Genomic DNA, 17096 nt, shown 5'->3' on the forward strand with positions numbered 1-17096 from the left:
GGATGGGTTGATGATGAAAAAACTTTTATCCGTGTTGGGCCTAAGTTCGGTAGCGATGCTGCCCTCTTTGGCAATGGCTGCTGTACCGGCTGTAGCTGACAAAGCTGATAATGCTTTTATGATGATTTGCACCGCCTTGGTGCTGTTTATGACTGTGCCCGGTATTGCCCTGTTCTACGGCGGCCTGCTGCGTTCCAAAAACGTATTATCAATGATGACCCAGGTCACCGTGACCTTCGCGCTGATCTGCGTACTCTGGATCCTCTACGGTTATAGCCTGGCTTTCAGTACCGGCAATGCCTTCTTCGGCAGCTTCGATATGGCGATGCTGAAAGGTATCGGCCTGACCAGCTTGAGCGGCACCTTCTACCAATACATCCATGTGGTGTTCCAGGCTTCATTCGCCTGTATCACGGTCGCACTGGTGGTGGGTTCATTCGCCGAACGTATTCGTTTCTCTGCGGTATTAATCTTCGCTGTGCTGTGGTTCACCTTCTCCTACCTGCCAATGGCACATATGGTATGGGGCGGCGGCTTCCTGGCAATGGACGGTGCGCTGGACTTTGCCGGTGGTACAGTGGTGCACATTAACGCCGCTATCGCCGGCTTAGTAGGTGCTTACTTACTGGGTAAACGTGCTGGCTTTGGCAAAGAAGCTTTCAAACCACACAACTTACCGATGGTGTTTACCGGTACTGCAATTCTCTATATCGGCTGGTTTGGTTTCAACGCGGGTTCAGCCAGTGCCGCTAACGAAATTGCCGCACTTGCCTTCTTGAACACCGTCGTCGCAACAGCAGGTGCCATTCTCTCTTGGGTCTTTGCTGAGTGGATTTTACGCGGCAAACCCTCCTTACTGGGTGCATGCTCCGGTTGTATCGCCGGTCTGGTTGCGATCACACCAGCGGCAGGTACTGTAGGGGTGGGGGGCGCATTGATTATCGGTCTGGTGGGCGGCGTTGCTGGTCTGTGGGGTGTGGTGCTGCTGAAGAAATGGCTGCGAGTGGATGATACTTGCGACGTGTTCGGCGTTCACGGTGTGTGCGGGATTATCGGTTGTATCCTGACGGGCGTCTTCACCTCTGCTTCACTGGGGGGCACCGGTTACGCGGCTGGCGTCACCATGGGCCATCAGGTTGGCGTACAGCTGTTTAGTGTCGGTGTGTGTTTGGTCTGGTCTGGTGTTGTTGCCTTCGTTGCCTTCAAAATTGCTGACCTGGTTGTCGGTCTGCGGGTACCAGAAGAGCAAGAACGCGAAGGTCTGGATGTTAACAGTCACGGCGAAAATGCTTACAACCAATAAGTTAGCTTAGCAAGAAGTTCAGTGGCTCAAAATAGGCTGAGATGTTAGAAAACTAATAATAATGATGATAAGCAGCAGGGGCGATTTCACTATCGCCCCTGTTTTATTTTGGGTATCGAAGTCGCTTTGCGGCGGTATCAGCGATGCAAACGGATCACACCTTCCTGCACGGTAGAGGCAACCAGCACGCCCTGTTGGTTGTAGATCTGCCCGCGAACAAAACCCCGCGCTCCGGAAGCTGAGGTGCTTTCTACGGCATACAGCAACCAGTCATCCAGACGGAATGGCCGGTGGAACCACATTGAATGGTCTATTGTGGCAATCTGCACTCCCGGCTCAAGGAAGCCAATTCCGTGCGGCTGCAAGGCGGTTGGCAGGAAATTGAAGTCAGAAGCATAACCCAGCAAATATTGGTGAACCCGCAAGTCATCCGGCATTTCGCCATTGGCGCGGAACCAGACATAACGATTTGGCTCTTCGACCGAACCTTGCAGCGGGTTGTGGAATTTCACCGGGCGCATCTCAATTGGCTGGTTGCCAATAAACTTTTCCCGCACTTTTTTGGGGATCAAATGTGCAAACTGACGGGCAATGTCACTCTCTGACATCAAACCATCCGGCGAGGGGACCTCCGGCATGCTGTTTTGGTGCTCAAACCCCTCCTCCTGACTCTGAAACGACGCCGTCATGTAGAAGATAGGTTTACCATTCTGAATAGCACTGATCCGGCGGGCACTGAAACTGGTGCCATCACGTAGTGTTTCGACATCATAGATAATCGGCTTACTGCTATCCCCCGGGCGCAAAAAATAGCTGTGGAATGAGTGGACAATCCGATCCATGGGGACGGTTTGTTTTGCAGCATAGATAGCCTGACCGACGACCTGCCCGCCAAACACCTGGCGCAAGCCCAGATCTTCACTTTGGCCACGAAAGATCCCTTCTTCAATTTTTTCCAGATGGAGTAGATCGAGCAGTTTTGCTAATGGCTGGCTCATGTTGTGGCCCTTGATGGTTGAGTTCAGTTACAGTGTGCTGAATCTGTTGGGGGGGCGTCAATATATTGCTGTGATCCCGGTTGTGCTAATGATCATCTTTTAAGGAATAGTCTGATAAATGGCTGAATCTTAGGGCAAACGGAAAGGCTCAGCAGATTGTGCTATAATTAGCGTGCTAGGTGGTTGAAGCCACTTATTAAACACGTGCCTATTCTATGAATAGTCAGCATCTTAATAATAAGAAGGAGTGCGACCTATGAAACCTTGGCAATCAATGAAATTTTGGCGGGTAGCGGGTGGGGCAGCGTTAGTGGTCAGTCTGGCTGGGTGTGCTCACCAAGGCGCTGATGTGCCAGTTCCTGCCCCTGCAGGGGTGACAACCGCAGCAGCACCTATTGCGCAGCCTGCGGTACAAGGGACAGTTAACATCCGCGAGCGCATTGCATTACCACCCGATTCCGTGGTTACGGTAACGCTGTCGGATGCCTCACTGGCTGATGCACCATCACGAGTCATTGCTCAGAAAGCGGTTCGCACTGAGGGCAAACAGGCACCATTTACCTTTACCCTGCCGTTTAACCCATCAGATATCCAGCCAAACGCGCGCATCATTGTGAGTGCGGCGATCACCCATAATGGTCAGTTAATGTTTATCACTGATACCATTCAGGAGGTGATAAACCGTGGAGCCGGGACTCAGGCTAATTTGCTGCTAGTACCTGTGACCTCCGTTGCCATAGAAACTGCACCGGCGACAACCTCAGGCGCTGCAACAATATCAGGCGCTGCAACAATATCAGGCGCTACGACCACACCGTAGCCATCGAAGTGCCGCAGTATAACCACTATGCTGTGGCGCTGAGATTAACGGTACTGCCAACGATATTGCTGTAAATCAATTTTGCCCGTGATATCAATTTGAATGCCCTCGGCCAATAATGCCTTTTTCTGCCTCAGATAATTATCACCAATTAATGATATTTCACCGTGGCGATTAATAACCCGATGCCAAGGCAATGCAGACCCCTGCGGTAAACGCTTTAGAACACCACCAACTTGCCGTGCCGCCCGTGGGGAACCAATTAACCGCGCAATATCACCATAAGTGGTGACCTGCCCGTAGGGGATGGCGGCCACAACCTGGAATACCCGCTGACGAAAACTGTCCATTATCGGTGGGCTATCATGCTCATCCTGATATTCCGTCGTCGTAGATTCATCCTGATTTTTGGGGGAGGTTTCTGATGATGTCACTACATCCTCTTGCGGCTCTATTATTTGGATAGAGGATAGCGTCGCACGATATAAATAATATCGTCGACTATTTTTTTGCTTGAAGAGAATAGATTAAGCACTTACCTGAGTGTGAGTGCGCAATAAACCACCGGTTAGCTGGTGTTACCTTGCTATTTGGCTGGGCATGGTCGATAATGCCCACCGCTCCAGAGTACAAGGGGCCGTTAACGTCAATGGAGGTCCTGTTGGTTCTCCCGCAACACTAACTTGTGAACTCGGTCAGATCCGGAAGGAAGCAGCCGTAGCAGGCGAGGTGTGTGCCGGGATGTAGCTGGCAGGGCCTCCACCACTTCTGATGTATAGATGTTTTATCTTGTTGAGTTTGTCTGCTTATCTGAAGTCTCTTCCCCCCTGATAGCTATCTACTTTAAATCTTCCCATCCTATTCGTCAGACATTGCAGAACAGGCTGAGTATTGAACAGAAGAATAAGATTCTTCTCATTCCCCATTGGTTTGAACTTTCTATTTATGCATTCAATATGACATATGATTAATAATGACTTGAAACTATTAGCGGTCAGACAAAATTTTAATAAATAGAGCGCTGAATCATTTTTACTTAAATATTTTTACAGCATCCTGATAAGTCACAGGATTTCACCTAAGTGCGGGTACGCAATAGCGCGGGATTAAAGTTAACCTTCAATACCGTCGTTTTATCTAAGAAATTTATCTCAAATTAACAAACGTAAAAATCACCTAGCCCATTGAAGCCGATAGTGTTTATCGGCTCAACGTTGTTGTGTCTTAACCAGCGTTAAGCGGACTATTTCACATGCTGCCAAACTGTAGGTGGAATTTTATCATAAAGCTTATTCATTGTGAGTTCCGCCAGACGATGATCAGCCGCTGAGTAAAATAATTCCAACTCATCGTCGGAAAGTTCGTACTTATTCTTTTCAATTACACGTTCTAGCGTATCAATAGTCGTACACTTTCTTAAACGCATCAGGTAGTCAGTTTTTGTCATGGTGATTTTTCTTCTCGATATACAAATTAATATAGGGAAACTATCCCTTAAGTTTTCATCAGGGTACAGATGTATTCTCCTGAGAAAAGTCTGAATAACCGCTCTTTGGTTTTTTGCCAGCGACGCAATTCAGGATCATTGATCCCGTAACTACTAAACAGAGTATATGTATCGTCTAAATATTCTTCCACTAACTCTGACAGGTCGCCGTCATCCGGGTATTTTATTTTAAAACTCATCACAAATGAAGCTATATGCTCGATCAAATCATTAAGTTGTAGATTTACAGCTGCTGTGGGGTCATTGACCCACCCATGGTGGCTATCACCAAGCGTAGCAATGCCTTCATCATACAAACTCTCACAGAGAAACTTCAACTGGGCAATATCATGCCGCTTAGGCGAGTACTCATCCATATCATCCCCTCCGTAAAGTCTTAATTCGGTGTTGATAACACAATGTGAGTAGATTGATAATCATATAAGCGCAGACGCTTATCGTTAACCTAAATAAGCTTGCCTTGCTATGAATATAAATCATTTCTTCGTTCACCGCGCAACTTTATTACTTAATCTTACAATTCGTCAGCGGTGGACGGCCGATCATTGTTAATGATATCAAAAATGATTTTTTCCGGATGTACAATAAATGTTACAGCATTTGTTAGGGACTCTTCAGTATGGATGTCCAAACAAGGGTTAAAAATATGCCACTGGTAGCAGTAACTCATTGAATAATGGTTGTCTTGCAAATGAGAAATATCAAGAATTTCTAATGAACCAGCTGTGTATCTGGCATTTTCCGAATAATACATTAAGCCGGAAACTAAACTTCCTTCAATTTCACGAATATTATTGTTGATAACCCGCTTCAGCAATGAAATCGGGTAACAGCCTGAAGTGAAGTCGCCAGCTATTTCATTGTTCATTAATTGTCCGCTTATGGTGGTAACATTAATTCATTATTGTATGATCATTGTCGCAAAAAATGCGATGTACTGTATTTCTGCAACTATTTCCATGATTTGAATGAAAAAATTCGCATCTAATGCGATTTTTCAACCAATAGGGTTAGTTAACACCTCGTGAGGTTATTTAGGCCATAAAGTTTCAATAACGCAATTTTGCAATAAAATAACCACCCTGACGAGGATTTCTCATATTTAGGCTTATTAAGCACGATTAAGTTAGCAACACTCTATTAATCTAGAGTGTTCTACGGGTTTGATCAAGAGGAGGGTCGCTACATTACTTTTGTTCTATTGTGTTATTTATCGTGTTGAGAGTGCTAACGACCTATTCTGCTACCAGAGTACCAAATCCCAGCCCACGTTCACCAGTCAGGTATCAGTAAGGAAAGTTTAATTTACTGTAACTAATGATGCAGATACCGCCTGTTTTTCTATCAGTAGAGGGCCAATTCCGTCGGCTGGCCTATGCTATTTGGATCATGGGGTTAACAGTTGTTACTTTTGATACTGATAAGCCAGCGATGTTTTCTTGAATTCACCGATGATATGTGATGTTATAATATAACATAAAATAATCTGTCTTTCTCTGATATGAATAAACACTCTTTCCTTGCCCGGCTGAATCCTTTTCCCGCTTGGTCACTGTTCTCACTCTCCTCATTACAGCGCATCGGCGCCGTCGTCTTACTCTGCCTATTGTTGTGGTGCGCGATTTATTGGGCGAATGTACTGCCATGATAAATTTGAGAAAAATTGAAATCGGATATGACCGAAATCCACTGACACCGCCCATTGACGGCTGTTTTTCCGCCGGCTCCCTCACTGCCATTATTGGCGCAAATGGGGCAGGAAAATCCACGTTGCTTAAAACACTGGCGGGTTTGCAGCCGGTTGTTACTGGGCAATTAACCTTCGTCGGTGGGCGAGCGCCGCAAATGGCCTATCTTCCCCAACAAGCCGAGTTAGATAAACAGTTTCCGATCGCGGTTCAGGATGTGGTCGCGATGGGATGCTGGCCGCAAAGTGGGTTACTTGGTGGGATGAATAATCAATCACGCCAACGAATAAAACAGGCACTTAATATGGTTGGTATGCAGGGTATGGCGCGCCAGCCGGTGGGGGCGCTTTCCGGTGGTCAGTTACAAAGAGTATTGTTTGCTCGCCTTTGGGTGCAGCAAGCACCGCTGATTTTGCTTGATGAGCCTTTTACCGGCATCGACAACCAAACAGTGCAGTTGCTCCTCGATGTTCTCCATCAGTTACATCATCAGGGCCGAACCATTATTGCGGTTTTGCACGATATGTCGATGGTGGCTGAGCACTTCCCCGATGCATTGTGGTTAACCTCCCAAGGGTATTGCTGGCAGCATTCGGAGCAGGTTTTAGCCGAATTGCATCGCTCACACAGTGCTTCTTGCGCACTCTCCTGCGCGCCGCAACAGCCCGAACTGCTGAGGATGATCAACCTATGACCTTGATCCATTTACTGATTGATCCTTTTGTCGATTTTGGCTTTATGCGGCGTGCACTGGTGGCTTGTCTGGCGCTCTCGCTCAGTTCAGCCCCTTTAGGCGTTTTTTTATTATTACGGCGAATGAGTTTAGTGGGTGATGCACTGTCTCACGCGGTATTGCCGGGGGCGGCGATAGGCTATTTGATTTCGGGGATGTCACTGGTTGCGATGGGGGTGGGGGGTTTTATTGCCGGATTGGCCGTTGCTGTGATGTCGGGCTGGGTCAGCCGTCGAACACTGTTAAAAGAGGATGCCAGTTTTGCCGGTTTCTATCTAGGTTCGCTGGCGCTAGGGGTGACATTAGTCTCACTACGAGGTTCTAGTATGGACCTGCTCCATGTGTTATTCGGCTCTATTTTGGCAGTTGATACCAACGCCATGACCATGGTGGGTGTTATCACCACATGCTCGATGTTGGCGTTAGCGGCTATTTACCGCGCACTAGTGGTTGAGTCTTTCGATCCTCTCTTTCTGCGGGTCAGCATGGGCCGCTGGTTGATGGTGGTTCACGCGCTATTTTTGTCGTTAGTGGTGCTCAATCTGGTGGCGGGTTTTCAGATCCTCGGCACACTGATGTCGGTCGGACTGATGATGTTACCAGCCGCCAGTGCCCGTTTTTGGGCCAAAAACTTACCCCATACCCTGGGTATCGCCATGGTGATCGGCATGGTTGCCAGCCTCGTTGGCTTGCTGTGGTCCTATTACGCCTCGTTACCTGCCGGCCCGGCAATTGTACTTAGCGCCAGCCTGATTTTCTTTTTATCTATCTTATTTGGAACGCGCGGTGGGGTTTTGGTTACCGTGCGCCGTTAAGCAGTAACTGTTAATAAAGGAGAGTTATATGAAGCGTTTATCGATTAGTTTGGCGGTGGCTGCCCTACTGTCAAGCCCATTAGCAATGGCAAAAACTATTGAAGCTGTTGCCAGTTTTTCTATTTTAGGTGACATCGTTCAGCAGGTGGGCGGTGAGCATGTCAATGTGATTACCTTAGTTGGGCCGAATGGTGATCCCCATGGTTTCGAACCCACGCCGAAAAATAGCAAACAGTTGTCCAAGGCGGATGTGGTGTTTGTCAGTGGATTAGGGCTGGAAGGGTGGTTGGAGCGGCTAATTAGCGCCTCTGGTTATAAAGGGCAGGTGGTCATTGCCTCTACCGGAGTTGATAGCCGTAAAATGGATGACGAGGGTAAGAGGGTGACTGATCCCCATGCATGGAACAGTATGGCGAATGGCATTAAATATGCTAATAACGTAATGAATGCATTGATTGTCGCAGACCCGGAAGATGCAGATTATTTCCGCAAGCGCGGCGGGGAGTATATCCAGCAATTGGAAAAACTGGATGCCGATGCAAAAGCGCAGTTTGCCGCGATCCCCGCAAACCAGCGCAAAGTCCTGACCAGTCATGATGCTTTCGGCTATTTTAGCCAGGAGTATGGGGTTAACTTCTTGTCGCCAGTGGGTTTTTCAACCGAGTCTGAAGCCAGTGCCAGCGGTGTGGCGGCGTTGATTAATCAAATCAAGCAAGAGAAAATAAAAACCTATTTTATTGAGAATCAGACGGACCCGCGTTTGGTCAAACAGATTGCCGCAGCCAGTGGTGCTAAAGCGGGGGGAGAGCTCTACCCTGAAGCATTGTCTCCCGCTGACGGCCCGGCCGCGACCTATGCTGAAGCTTTCAAACACAATGTTGATACCCTGGTGGGCAGTATGAAATAGGTGCCGTAAAAAGCGCTCAACCTCCGATTGTTAGCGGGGGTTGAGCCAGTAATCCCTTTATGACAGGTTGATCGTCAGCAAAAAAAAAAGCCCCGTTGGGCAGCAACAGGGCTTTTACTACAGGTGACGCCGAACTCTCATCCTTAGCGCTTCTTATGGGTTCCACCTTGAACCGCTTTAAAACGCGGATTACTTTTACAAATCACATATACCCGACCACGGCGCCGGACGATTTTGCAATCCGGATGACGATTTTTCGCTGAACGTAATGAACTCAATACTTGCATGATTAACTCTCAGAATTAGCTGGCTTTTTTGGTCAAGAAACTGCCAAAGCGCTGTTGGAAACGGGCGGTGCTCCCCTCTTTGGAGAACTCTTTTTGTTTACCGGTGTAGTACGGATGTGAAGCTGAAGAGATATCCAACGTGACATAAGGGTAGGTCTGACCATCACGTTCAATTGTGCGTGCGGTGGCAATGGTTGAACCTACAGTAAAATAGGTATCTGCACTGGTATCGTGGAAAACCACGGTCCGATAGTTGGGATGAATGGCAGGTTTCATAGAAGCTCCAATTGTTATGTTATACTATAACAATAATTATGCGCTTTTCATTTTCCTGTTTCAAGATCCGAATGAAAAAAACCTGCCAATCGCTATTTTAAGCAATCTCTGTTTTTCCATTTTTAATGTTTTTGCATGGCCAGAATATATTCCATTATTTACTGGCATTGATGAGTTGCTGCCAGAAGGAGTGGCCGTTTTGTGGTGCAGGGGCAGCAAAGAATTCACAAACCGTAGCGCCGACATCAGACATCGTTTCGCGGATACCAAGATGGACGGCTTGCGGCTGCGTATCTGTCATCCCTGCGTGGTAAACCAGCAGGGGCACCTGTTCCCGCGTGTGTTTACTGTGGCCGATCGTCGGATCATTACCGTGGTCAGCCATGATGACCAGGCAATCACCTGTTGCCATGGCCGCCATAATTTTGCCTAACATGTTATCGACCAATTCCAGGCGTTCAGCATAGCGTTCTACATCTTGCCCGTGGCCCGCGAGGTCAGTTTCCTGAATATTGGTGCAGATAAAAGCACTGCCTGCGCGTTGTACTTCTGCCAGTGTGATATCCAAAATGGTTTGAGAATCAACTAATTGCTGATAGTTTCGCCCTGTGGGGTTAGCCACGATATCGGCGACTTTGCCGACTAATACTGTTGGGACATTAACTTGCTCAAGCTGGTGAGGAACCTGCACTGCTGCATCGACACCATAGCCCAGATGAATAACCTGGAAACCACTGTCGTAAACGCCTGATTTTGGGCTATTAATCCCAATGTATTGCTGTTGCTTGACTTCAGCCGCGCTGATGATTTTATGGCTATCCACTAATTGCCCGCCATAAGCAATCACGCGGTTCACGGCGACACAACTGCGAACTATCCGGCCAATTTTCTCAACCAACTCAAAATCGACGGCACTTAAATTAGCACAAATATTAAAGACTTGGCCTAAGTCTGCTTCAAGATTATCACCAATGGCCACCGCGTTATTGACCCAGAGGAGTTGCAGGTGGCTGCTCTCTTCAGGCGCACTGCGCTGTTCAACCTGATAGCCCTGTTGGCGCAATGCATCAGCTACACGCGATTTTACGGTGGAAAAAGGCATGGATAATGGCGAGCGGGGCAGGGTGCCCATGATCTCCTGATGGCCCATAAATGTGTCGCCGCCTTCATGCTGTAATAGGGCGACGCCAAAACTGGCCTGCGCGCGCTCTTGCATTATGCTCTCGTTGAAATCCGGCGAGCCGATATGCAGCGCATTAATCAATCCCAACTTCTCCAGATGTGGCAAACGCATATCTGGGTAGGTTTGCAAAATATGGGCGCAGGTATTAGCGGCGATATCCTGTGGGCGAACCTCAGCAACATCAGGCATAGCACCGACGCCAAAGCTATCGATGACCAGTACGATAAACTTACTCATAACCCCTCCTGTCCGGTGGACCTTGGAATGGTACTACCCTGACTATCATAAATTCCGAGCAATCTAGGTTGGCCTGAATGAATCCCGGCGACCAGCGCCACATCACTGCGGGTGACGAAAATTTGAGTACGAAAACACATCACCACCGGACAGCCGACGGCGAAGGGTTCAGTGAGACTGAGGGTGTAGTCGATGCTGTCAGCTGCTGGGTTCAGAACCTTGCTCAAATGCCACTGCTGATCATGCACTAGCGCGTGACTCAAATGGCCGCGCCGATAGTATCCGCCACCGTAGCAATAGCTTCTGCCTTGATGGTTATGGGAGATCTCAGTCAGATAGAGCATGGCGACATGCTCAGGTTGCTCACCCTGTTGATTGGATGGCATAGTGCCGGTCAATGCGTGCCCCGGTTCTGCATGGGTTACGCCATAGCGAGCCAGTAGCGGGATGCTTTCAACACAGGTTGCGGAAGGGCCATTGATCTGCTCCACGTGAATGCCTTCTCGCTCAAGGATGCCCTTTGCTTCAATCAACGTTTTCAGGTTCGGGCTAGGCAGTGTCTCTCCTTTCTCACTATCAAAAAGCATGCAAGGGAAGTGTGTCACGCCCACTAAACGGACACCGCCCAAGGTTTTTATCTCATTGATCACTGCGGGCAGTTCATTCAGTGCGAATCCGGCTTCTTGCCCTGGGTAGATAAGATCATTGGGGTGCCAAACCTTCAGCAGCAATGCCTGTTCTGTGCCCTGACGCACGGCGGCTTTGGCAATTTCGCGGGCCTTGGCGATGCTGTAAACCGTGATGACCTCTGGTCGGTGAGAGACCACCTCTTCCACCATCCCACTGGGGATTTGCACCAGATGACCCACATGGGCGACCGGTAGATTATGCTGATAGAGCTGGCGCGCTTCTTTGAAATCCACCGCCACGATACCTTGATAGCCGCACTCTAGCAGCAACTTGCATAGCATCGGGTTGCGACCAAACTGTTTGCTCATGAGATAAAGTGTCATGCCATGGCGAGCGGCAGTTTCCAGTAATAAACCTGCATTTTTTCTGACCTGATCAACATCAATAACGTAGCTGTCAGGCCTTATCGCCCCTTGCTGCCACAGTAAAAGAGCGGCTTCCATCAATGCTGGATTCTGTTTTTGTAACGCTTTTAGTAGCATTTTAGATCCTTAAATCACTACATAATTTTCATTTTTTTGAATATTTAACTTATATAAATGCGATCAATATTCCGTTTGTTGAGCAAGATACAGACCATATAGGTTCGCTAATAAATAGCCTATTTCGTGATCAGGGACCTCGAAAGCAAACAGAGAAAGTAAATCGTTGTTAATTATCCTAATATCGGCAAAAACAGCAGTTGCTTCAACTTCTTTTAATATTTCATCGGCGATAGCCGGGATCACTTCTCCCTGACTCGCCCGCATCAAGGCATTTGCCATGTGAGTGATTAGCATCTCTCCCTGAGGGTGACGTAGAGATAATTTCCAATGTTGCTCCAGACGTTCTATAACCTTGATCATCCCAATATAAACCGATGAATCAATAACCTGTGCGTCATAAAGAATTTTTAATCTCGTTTCCATTTATCATTATCCGATTTTTTTACTTATCTTCATTTTTATGAACATTTATATAATAGTAACTTATTGTTGCGCTGCAAATGCGCAGTAGGCTATTTGGTATATTGATCACAATATAATCATATTGGCCGAATCGATGGCTTTACCTTGGTAATAAAGCGCTGTTTTCTGCTGGCTCTCTAAGAGAAGGGGCGGGCGGGCGACAAAGAAAAAGGCCGCTGAGTGCGGCCTTTAAATATCACATCATCTGCTGCTATAAGGTTTACTTCGCCTTATGCTCAACGGCATGTGCGTGCTCTATATCTTCACTTTTCCGGCTAAAGCGGCGGCGCACCACCACGAAGAATACCGGAACGAAGAAGATAGCCAGTACGGTGGCGGTGATCATCCCACCCATAACACCCGTACCTACCGCATTCTGTGCACCAGAACCGGCACCACTACTGATAACCAGTGGCAGAACCCCAAGGATAAAGGCCAGCGAGGTCATCAAAATTGGGCGCAGACGCATACGCACGGCTTCCAACGTTGACTCCACCAAGCCTTTGCCCTCTTTGTCCATCAAGTCCTTGGCGAACTCAACAATCAAGATGGCGTTCTTGGCCGATAGCCCAATGGTGGTCAACAAGCCGACCTGGAAGTAAACGTCGTTATTCAGGCCGCGCAGTGAGGCTGCCAGTAACGCACCAACCACACCCAGTGGCACCACCAACATTACTGAGAATGGAATTGACCAGCTTTCATACAACGCCGCCAGACACAAGAAGACCACAATCAGTGAGATGGCGTACAGTGCTGGAGCTTGGTTACCCGACAAACGTTCCTGATAGGACATCCCCGTCCAGTCATAACCAATGCCGCTGGGTAATTTACCCGCCAGTTCCTGCATCAGGTCCATCGCTTCACCGGTACTCTTACCCGGAGCTGCCTGACCCAAAATTTCCATAGAGGGTAAGCCGTTGTAACGTTCAAGCCGTGGTGAGCCATATTCCCATTTCGCGCTAGAGAAGGTGGCAAATGAGACCATTTGACCGGCGCTGTTGCGGACATACCACTTATCAATATCACCCGGTAACATACGGAATGGTGCGTCAGCCTGTACGTAAACTTTCTTCACGCGACCACGGTCGATAAAGTCGTTTACATAGCTGCCGCCCATAGCGGAGCCAAGGGTGGTATTGATATCAGAAATCGCTACGCCAAGGGCCTGTGCTTTTTCCTGATCAACTTCCACTTTGAACTGAGGTGTATCTTCCAGGCCGTTAGGGCGCATACCGACCAGCATATCCGGATGTTGCGCCGCCATGCCGAGCAGTTCGTTACGGGCTTCAGTTAATTTCTGATGCCCCACGTTACCCTGGTCAATCAACTGGAAGTCGAAGCCGGTTGCTGTACCCAGCTCCACAATCGCTGGCAAGTTAAAGGCGAATACCAAACCGTCTTTAATTTGCGAGAAAGCGGCAGATGCGCGGGCCACAATTGCTGGCACTTTATTTTGCTCGCCCGGGCGCTCATCCCAGTTTTTCAGACTAACGAATGCCAAACCGGTGTTCTGACCCTGACCACTGAAACCGAAGCCGTTAACGGTAAATACTGAGTTAACGACGTCTTTTTCTTTGTCCAGGTAGTAGTCAGTGACCTGATTTAACACTTTCTGAGTACGTTCTTGCGTCGCACCGGCAGGCATCTGCACCATGGTCAGGAACACGCCCTGATCCTCTTCTGGCAAGAATGATGTAGGTAAGCGCAGGAACAGCACGCCCATCCCAATCACAATCACCAGATAGATCACCAGATAACGGCCAGTGCTGCGTAAGATATTGGCAACGCTGTCGGTATAGTGGTGGGTGCTTTTCTCGAACATGCGGTTAAACCAACCGAAGAAACCGGTTTTTGGCCCATGCTCGCCTTTGGCGATAGGTTTTAGCATCGTTGCGCACAATGCTGGCGTCAGAATCAATGCCACCAACACCGAGAGCACCATTGCTGAAACGATAGTGATGGAGAACTGACGATAGATTGCACCCGTTGCCCCGCCGAAGAAGGCCATCGGGATAAATACCGCCGACAGAACCATCGCGATCCCCACCAATGCACCCTGGATTTGCTCCATGGATTTTTTGGTGGCCTCTTTCGGCGGTAGCCCCTCCTCTTGCATCACTCGTTCGACGTTCTCGACGACCACGATGGCGTCATCCACCAATAGCCCTATCGCCAACACCATCCCGAACATCGTTAGGGTGTTTATCGAATAGCCAAAGGCGGAGAGAATGGCAAATGTACCCAGCAATACCACCGGTACTGCAATCGTTGGGATCAACGTTGCACGGAAGTTTTGCAGGAACAGATACATAACCAGGAACACCAGAATAATGGCTTCTACCAGTGTTTTAACCACTTCGTTAATAGAGATTTTAACAAACGGGGTGGTGTCATACGGATAAACGACTTTCAATCCGGCCGGGAAGAACGGCTGCAATTTTGCCAGCTCAGCTTTTACCGCAGCAGAAGTATCCAGGGCGTTAGCCCCTGTCGCCAGCTTGATACCGATACCCGCCGCTGGTTTGCCGTTATAACGGGCAATGATGTTATAGCTTTCAGCGCCGAGTTGGACGATAGCCACATCTTTTAAGCGCACCTGCGAACCATCGGTATTCACTTTCAGCAAGATCTGGCTGAACTCTTCAGCATTGGTCAAACGAGTCTGCGCAATGATTGATGAGTTCAGTTCTTGACCAGGTACGGGAGGAGTCCCACCCAACTGGCCGGCTGCAACCTGATTGTTTTGTACTTTGATCGCGTTGATAACATCAACCGGTGTCAGGTTATAGTTATTCAGTTTGTGCGGGTCCATCCAGATACGCATCGCGTATTGGGAACCAAATAGCTGAACATCACCCACACCGGCGGTACGGCTGATTGGATCTTTAACGTTAGAACCCACATAGTCAGCGATATCTTCCTGTTGCATGGTGCCGTCTTCAGAAATAAAGCCGGCAACCATCAGGAAGCTACTACTGGACTTTTCAACGCTCACACCTTGCTGCTGCACTTCTTGCGGCAGTAATGGCATGGCTAATTGCAGTTTGTTCTGGACCTGAACCTGAGCGATATCCGGGTCAGTGCCTGAGTTAAAGGTCAACGTCAACTGAACGTTACCGGAGGAGTCACTGCTGGAAGACATATATAGCAGGTTGTCGATACCGTTCATGTTCTGTTCGATAACCTGCGTCACTGTATTCTGAACAGTAGTCGCATCGGCGCCAGGATAGTTGGCGGAGATTGTAATTGCCGGAGGCGCAATGGTCGGATATTGCGCAACAGGTAATTTCATTATCGCAAGTGCACCGGCCAACATCAGAATGATGGCGATAACCCAGGCGAAAATAGGGCGATCTATAAAGAACTTAGCCATGAATTACCGGCTCCTTTTAAGACTTCTTCGCTGTATCAGCTGGGGCTGCTTTTGGTGCTGGAGTGGTGACTTCCTGCACTTTTACCTGTACGCCCGGTCTGATTTTCTGCAAGCCGGAAACAATAAGACGATCACCTGCTTTCAACCCTTCAGTAACCAACCACTTATCACCAATGGCCTGGTTAGCAACCAGTGTACGCAATTCAACTTTGTCATCAGCACCGACGACCATCGCTGTTGCTTCGCCACGCGGATTACGTGTCACACCCTGTTGAGGCACTAACAGTGCATCAGGTCTAACACCTTCATCCAAACGGGCGCGGACAAACATCCCCGGCAGCAAGGCTTCATTCGGGTTCGGGAAGATGGCACGAATTGTAATCGAACCTGTGGTCTCATCCACGGTGACACCGGAGAACTCCAGCGTACCGGTTTCAGCGTACTCACTACCGTTTTCCAGTAACAAACGAACCTTGGCTTTACCATCTTCCTGCTTGAGCGTGCCATCAGCCAGCTCTTTTTTCAGACGCAAAAACTCATCGCTTGATTGGGTTACATCGACATACATAGGATCAAGCTGCTGAACCGTGGTCAGTGCTGTTGCCTGACCACTAGTCACTAGCGCACCTTCAGTCACTGAAGATTTACCGGTACGACCACTGATTGGCGAGGTCACTTGAGTATATGCCAGATTAATACGCGCAGTTTCTACCGCGGCTTTTGCGGCAAGAACCGTCGCATTAGCTTGCATAGCGCTAGATACCGCCTGGTCATACTCTTGCTTACTGATGTAGTTAGTACCCAGTAATGGTTTGTAACGATTCACCGTCAGGCGTGCAATTTCAGCGGCAGCTTGTGCTTTGGCTAAATCACCTTTTGCGCTGTCATACGCGGCCTGATAAGTGGCTGGGTCAATTTGATAAAGTGATGTTCCGGCGGTGACGTCACTGCCTTCAACATAGTTACGTTTTAGAATAATCCCGCTAACTTGCGGGCGAACTTCTGCAACACGGAATGCGGACGTGCGGCCCGGTAGTTCGGTTGTGATATTCAGTGGTGCCGCTTTCAATGTCACAATGCCGACTTCAGGTGCCTGCTGAGCATGGGCTTGCGCCGCATCTTTATCATTACATCCTATAAGTACTAAGCTGCCTGAAAGAACCAGAATTGCAGCCAGAGGCATTACCCCTCTGTTTTTGCTCATAGATAAACCTCAAGTGTCCGATTTTTAATTTAATTCAATGGATCACAAGCTTTAAAACCCATTGCTGCGTAAATTATATGTGCGTGCTATGGTACATACATTCGTGAATGTATGTAAATCGCACCCCC

The 17096-nt window shown here is 48.4% G+C and carries 17 protein-coding genes and 1 other RNA gene; 6 read left to right on the plus strand and 12 right to left on the minus strand.

Annotated features, from left to right (window positions below; genetic code table 11):
* The first annotated feature begins 13 nt into the window (after positions 1 to 13).
* The gene (amtB, locus tag HRK25_RS11315; protein ID WP_032897241.1) at positions 14 to 1303 is read left to right on the plus strand and encodes an ammonium transporter AmtB; all 1290 of its coding nucleotides are present in this window, start codon (positions 14 to 16) and stop codon (positions 1301 to 1303) included.
* Positions 1304 to 1440: 137 nt separating this feature from the next.
* Here amtB and tesB read toward each other — a convergent pair whose 3' ends face one another.
* The gene (gene tesB, locus HRK25_RS11320) at positions 1441 to 2301 is read right to left on the minus strand and encodes an acyl-CoA thioesterase II (RefSeq protein WP_005272712.1); all 861 of its coding nucleotides are present in this window, start codon (positions 2299 to 2301) and stop codon (positions 1441 to 1443) included.
* 256 nt (positions 2302 to 2557) lie between these two features.
* On the opposite strand from tesB, the gene HRK25_RS11325 reads away from it, so the two are divergent.
* Positions 2558 to 3121: a YbaY family lipoprotein gene (locus tag HRK25_RS11325; protein ID WP_005272711.1), complete on the plus strand. Its 564-nt coding sequence runs from the start codon at positions 2558 to 2560 to the stop codon at positions 3119 to 3121.
* A gap of 44 nt (positions 3122 to 3165) precedes the next feature.
* On the opposite strand, the gene HRK25_RS11330 is transcribed toward HRK25_RS11325, so the two are convergent.
* Complete coding sequence (locus HRK25_RS11330) at positions 3166 to 3471, minus strand: MGMT family protein (RefSeq protein ID WP_086018776.1); 306 nt, start codon at positions 3469 to 3471, stop codon at positions 3166 to 3168.
* 309 nt (positions 3472 to 3780) lie between these two features.
* Between HRK25_RS11330 and ffs the strand changes: the two genes are divergently transcribed.
* An RNA gene (gene ffs, locus HRK25_RS11335) (signal recognition particle sRNA small type) lies at positions 3781 to 3877 on the plus strand.
* A 487-nt stretch (positions 3878 to 4364) separates the two neighbouring features.
* Here ffs and ymoA read toward each other — a convergent pair.
* The 3 genes from ymoA to HRK25_RS11350 all read right to left on the minus strand — a co-directional run bounded on the left by ymoA (position 4365) and on the right by HRK25_RS11350 (position 5496).
* Positions 4365 to 4568, minus strand: coding sequence for an expression modulating protein YmoA (gene ymoA, locus HRK25_RS11340; protein ID WP_002208622.1), 204 nt, complete (start codon positions 4566 to 4568; stop codon positions 4365 to 4367).
* Between the two features lie 47 nt (positions 4569 to 4615).
* Positions 4616 to 4984 carry an Hha toxicity modulator TomB gene (gene tomB / locus HRK25_RS11345; protein WP_005272706.1) on the minus strand — a complete coding sequence of 123 codons (369 nt, stop codon included), beginning with the start codon at positions 4982 to 4984 and terminating at the stop codon, positions 4616 to 4618.
* Between the two features lie 158 nt (positions 4985 to 5142).
* The gene (locus HRK25_RS11350) at positions 5143 to 5496 is read right to left on the minus strand and encodes a hypothetical protein (protein WP_005272705.1); all 354 of its coding nucleotides are present in this window, start codon (positions 5494 to 5496) and stop codon (positions 5143 to 5145) included.
* A gap of 776 nt (positions 5497 to 6272) precedes the next feature.
* Here HRK25_RS11350 and HRK25_RS11355 point away from each other — a divergent pair.
* Genes HRK25_RS11355 through HRK25_RS11365 form a run of 3 tightly spaced genes read left to right on the plus strand, consistent with a single transcriptional unit; the run spans position 6273 to position 8771 of the window.
* Positions 6273 to 7010, plus strand: coding sequence for a metal ABC transporter ATP-binding protein (locus HRK25_RS11355; RefSeq protein WP_032897189.1), 738 nt, complete (start codon positions 6273 to 6275; stop codon positions 7008 to 7010).
* Positions 7007 to 7864, plus strand: a complete 858-nt coding sequence (locus HRK25_RS11360; RefSeq protein WP_032897187.1) for a metal ABC transporter permease — start codon at positions 7007 to 7009, stop codon at positions 7862 to 7864. The genes HRK25_RS11355 and HRK25_RS11360 overlap by 4 nt, the downstream gene beginning before the upstream one ends.
* 28 nt (positions 7865 to 7892) lie before the next feature.
* Complete coding sequence (locus HRK25_RS11365) at positions 7893 to 8771, plus strand: metal ABC transporter substrate-binding protein (protein WP_005272701.1); 879 nt, start codon at positions 7893 to 7895, stop codon at positions 8769 to 8771.
* Positions 8772 to 8914: 143 nt separating this feature from the next.
* Here the strand turns inward: HRK25_RS11365 and ykgO are convergent, their stop codons facing one another.
* The 7 genes from ykgO to acrA form a co-directional block, all read right to left on the minus strand.
* Complete coding sequence (ykgO, locus tag HRK25_RS11370; protein WP_002208618.1) at positions 8915 to 9058, minus strand: type B 50S ribosomal protein L36; 144 nt, start codon at positions 9056 to 9058, stop codon at positions 8915 to 8917.
* A 15-nt stretch (positions 9059 to 9073) separates the two neighbouring features.
* Positions 9074 to 9334, minus strand: coding sequence for a type B 50S ribosomal protein L31 (locus tag HRK25_RS11375; RefSeq protein WP_032897184.1), 261 nt, complete (start codon positions 9332 to 9334; stop codon positions 9074 to 9076).
* 154 nt (positions 9335 to 9488) lie between these two features.
* A complete protein-coding gene (locus HRK25_RS11380) occupies positions 9489 to 10754 on the minus strand; it encodes a phosphopentomutase (protein ID WP_032897182.1) in 1266 nt (421 codons plus the stop codon).
* On the minus strand, positions 10751 to 11926 hold the full coding sequence (locus tag HRK25_RS11385; protein WP_005272698.1) for a YhfX family PLP-dependent enzyme: 1176 nt from the start codon (positions 11924 to 11926) through the stop codon (positions 10751 to 10753). Before HRK25_RS11385 ends, HRK25_RS11380 begins: the two co-directional genes overlap by 4 nt.
* 63 nt (positions 11927 to 11989) lie before the next feature.
* Positions 11990 to 12352 (minus strand): PRD domain-containing protein, encoded by a 363-nt coding sequence (locus HRK25_RS11390; protein WP_032897180.1) that lies wholly within the window; start codon positions 12350 to 12352, stop codon positions 11990 to 11992.
* A 259-nt stretch (positions 12353 to 12611) separates the two neighbouring features.
* Positions 12612 to 15764: an efflux RND transporter permease AcrB gene (gene acrB / locus HRK25_RS11395; protein ID WP_005272693.1), complete on the minus strand. Its 3153-nt coding sequence runs from the start codon at positions 15762 to 15764 to the stop codon at positions 12612 to 12614.
* Between the two features lie 16 nt (positions 15765 to 15780).
* Positions 15781 to 16968: an efflux RND transporter adaptor subunit AcrA gene (gene acrA / locus HRK25_RS11400; protein ID WP_032897179.1), complete on the minus strand. Its 1188-nt coding sequence runs from the start codon at positions 16966 to 16968 to the stop codon at positions 15781 to 15783.
* Positions 16969 to 17096 lie beyond the last annotated feature (128 nt).

Origin of the sequence: Yersinia bercovieri ATCC 43970 (assembly GCF_013282745.1) — a bacterium.
GTDB classification, from domain to species: Bacteria; Pseudomonadota; Gammaproteobacteria; order Enterobacterales; family Enterobacteriaceae; genus Yersinia; species Yersinia bercovieri.

Excerpts from the sequence above, each read along its gene's own strand:
- amtB (WP_032897241.1), top strand. The coding sequence starts at position 14 with ATGAAAAAACTTTTATCCGTGTTGGGCCTAAGTTCGGTAGCGATGCTG.
- tesB (WP_005272712.1), bottom strand. The coding sequence starts at position 2,301 with ATGAGCCAGCCATTAGCAAAACTGCTCGATCTACTCCATCTGGAAAAA.
- HRK25_RS11325 (WP_005272711.1), top strand. The coding sequence starts at position 2,558 with ATGAAACCTTGGCAATCAATGAAATTTTGGCGGGTAGCGGGTGGGGCA.
- HRK25_RS11330 (WP_086018776.1), bottom strand. The coding sequence starts at position 3,471 with ATGGACAGTTTTCGTCAGCGGGTATTCCAGGTTGTGGCCGCCATCCCC.
- ymoA (WP_002208622.1), bottom strand. The coding sequence starts at position 4,568 with ATGACAAAAACTGACTACCTGATGCGTTTAAGAAAGTGTACGACTATT.
- tomB (WP_005272706.1), bottom strand. The coding sequence starts at position 4,984 with ATGGATGAGTACTCGCCTAAGCGGCATGATATTGCCCAGTTGAAGTTT.
- HRK25_RS11350 (WP_005272705.1), bottom strand. The coding sequence starts at position 5,496 with ATGAACAATGAAATAGCTGGCGACTTCACTTCAGGCTGTTACCCGATT.
- HRK25_RS11355 (WP_032897189.1), top strand. The coding sequence starts at position 6,273 with ATGATAAATTTGAGAAAAATTGAAATCGGATATGACCGAAATCCACTG.
- HRK25_RS11360 (WP_032897187.1), top strand. The coding sequence starts at position 7,007 with ATGACCTTGATCCATTTACTGATTGATCCTTTTGTCGATTTTGGCTTT.
- HRK25_RS11365 (WP_005272701.1), top strand. The coding sequence starts at position 7,893 with ATGAAGCGTTTATCGATTAGTTTGGCGGTGGCTGCCCTACTGTCAAGC.
- ykgO (WP_002208618.1), bottom strand. The coding sequence starts at position 9,058 with ATGCAAGTATTGAGTTCATTACGTTCAGCGAAAAATCGTCATCCGGAT.
- HRK25_RS11375 (WP_032897184.1), bottom strand. The coding sequence starts at position 9,334 with ATGAAACCTGCCATTCATCCCAACTATCGGACCGTGGTTTTCCACGAT.
- HRK25_RS11380 (WP_032897182.1), bottom strand. The coding sequence starts at position 10,754 with ATGAGTAAGTTTATCGTACTGGTCATCGATAGCTTTGGCGTCGGTGCT.
- HRK25_RS11385 (WP_005272698.1), bottom strand. The coding sequence starts at position 11,926 with ATGCTACTAAAAGCGTTACAAAAACAGAATCCAGCATTGATGGAAGCC.
- HRK25_RS11390 (WP_032897180.1), bottom strand. The coding sequence starts at position 12,352 with ATGGAAACGAGATTAAAAATTCTTTATGACGCACAGGTTATTGATTCA.
- acrB (WP_005272693.1), bottom strand. The coding sequence starts at position 15,764 with ATGGCTAAGTTCTTTATAGATCGCCCTATTTTCGCCTGGGTTATCGCC.
- acrA (WP_032897179.1), bottom strand. The coding sequence starts at position 16,968 with ATGAGCAAAAACAGAGGGGTAATGCCTCTGGCTGCAATTCTGGTTCTT.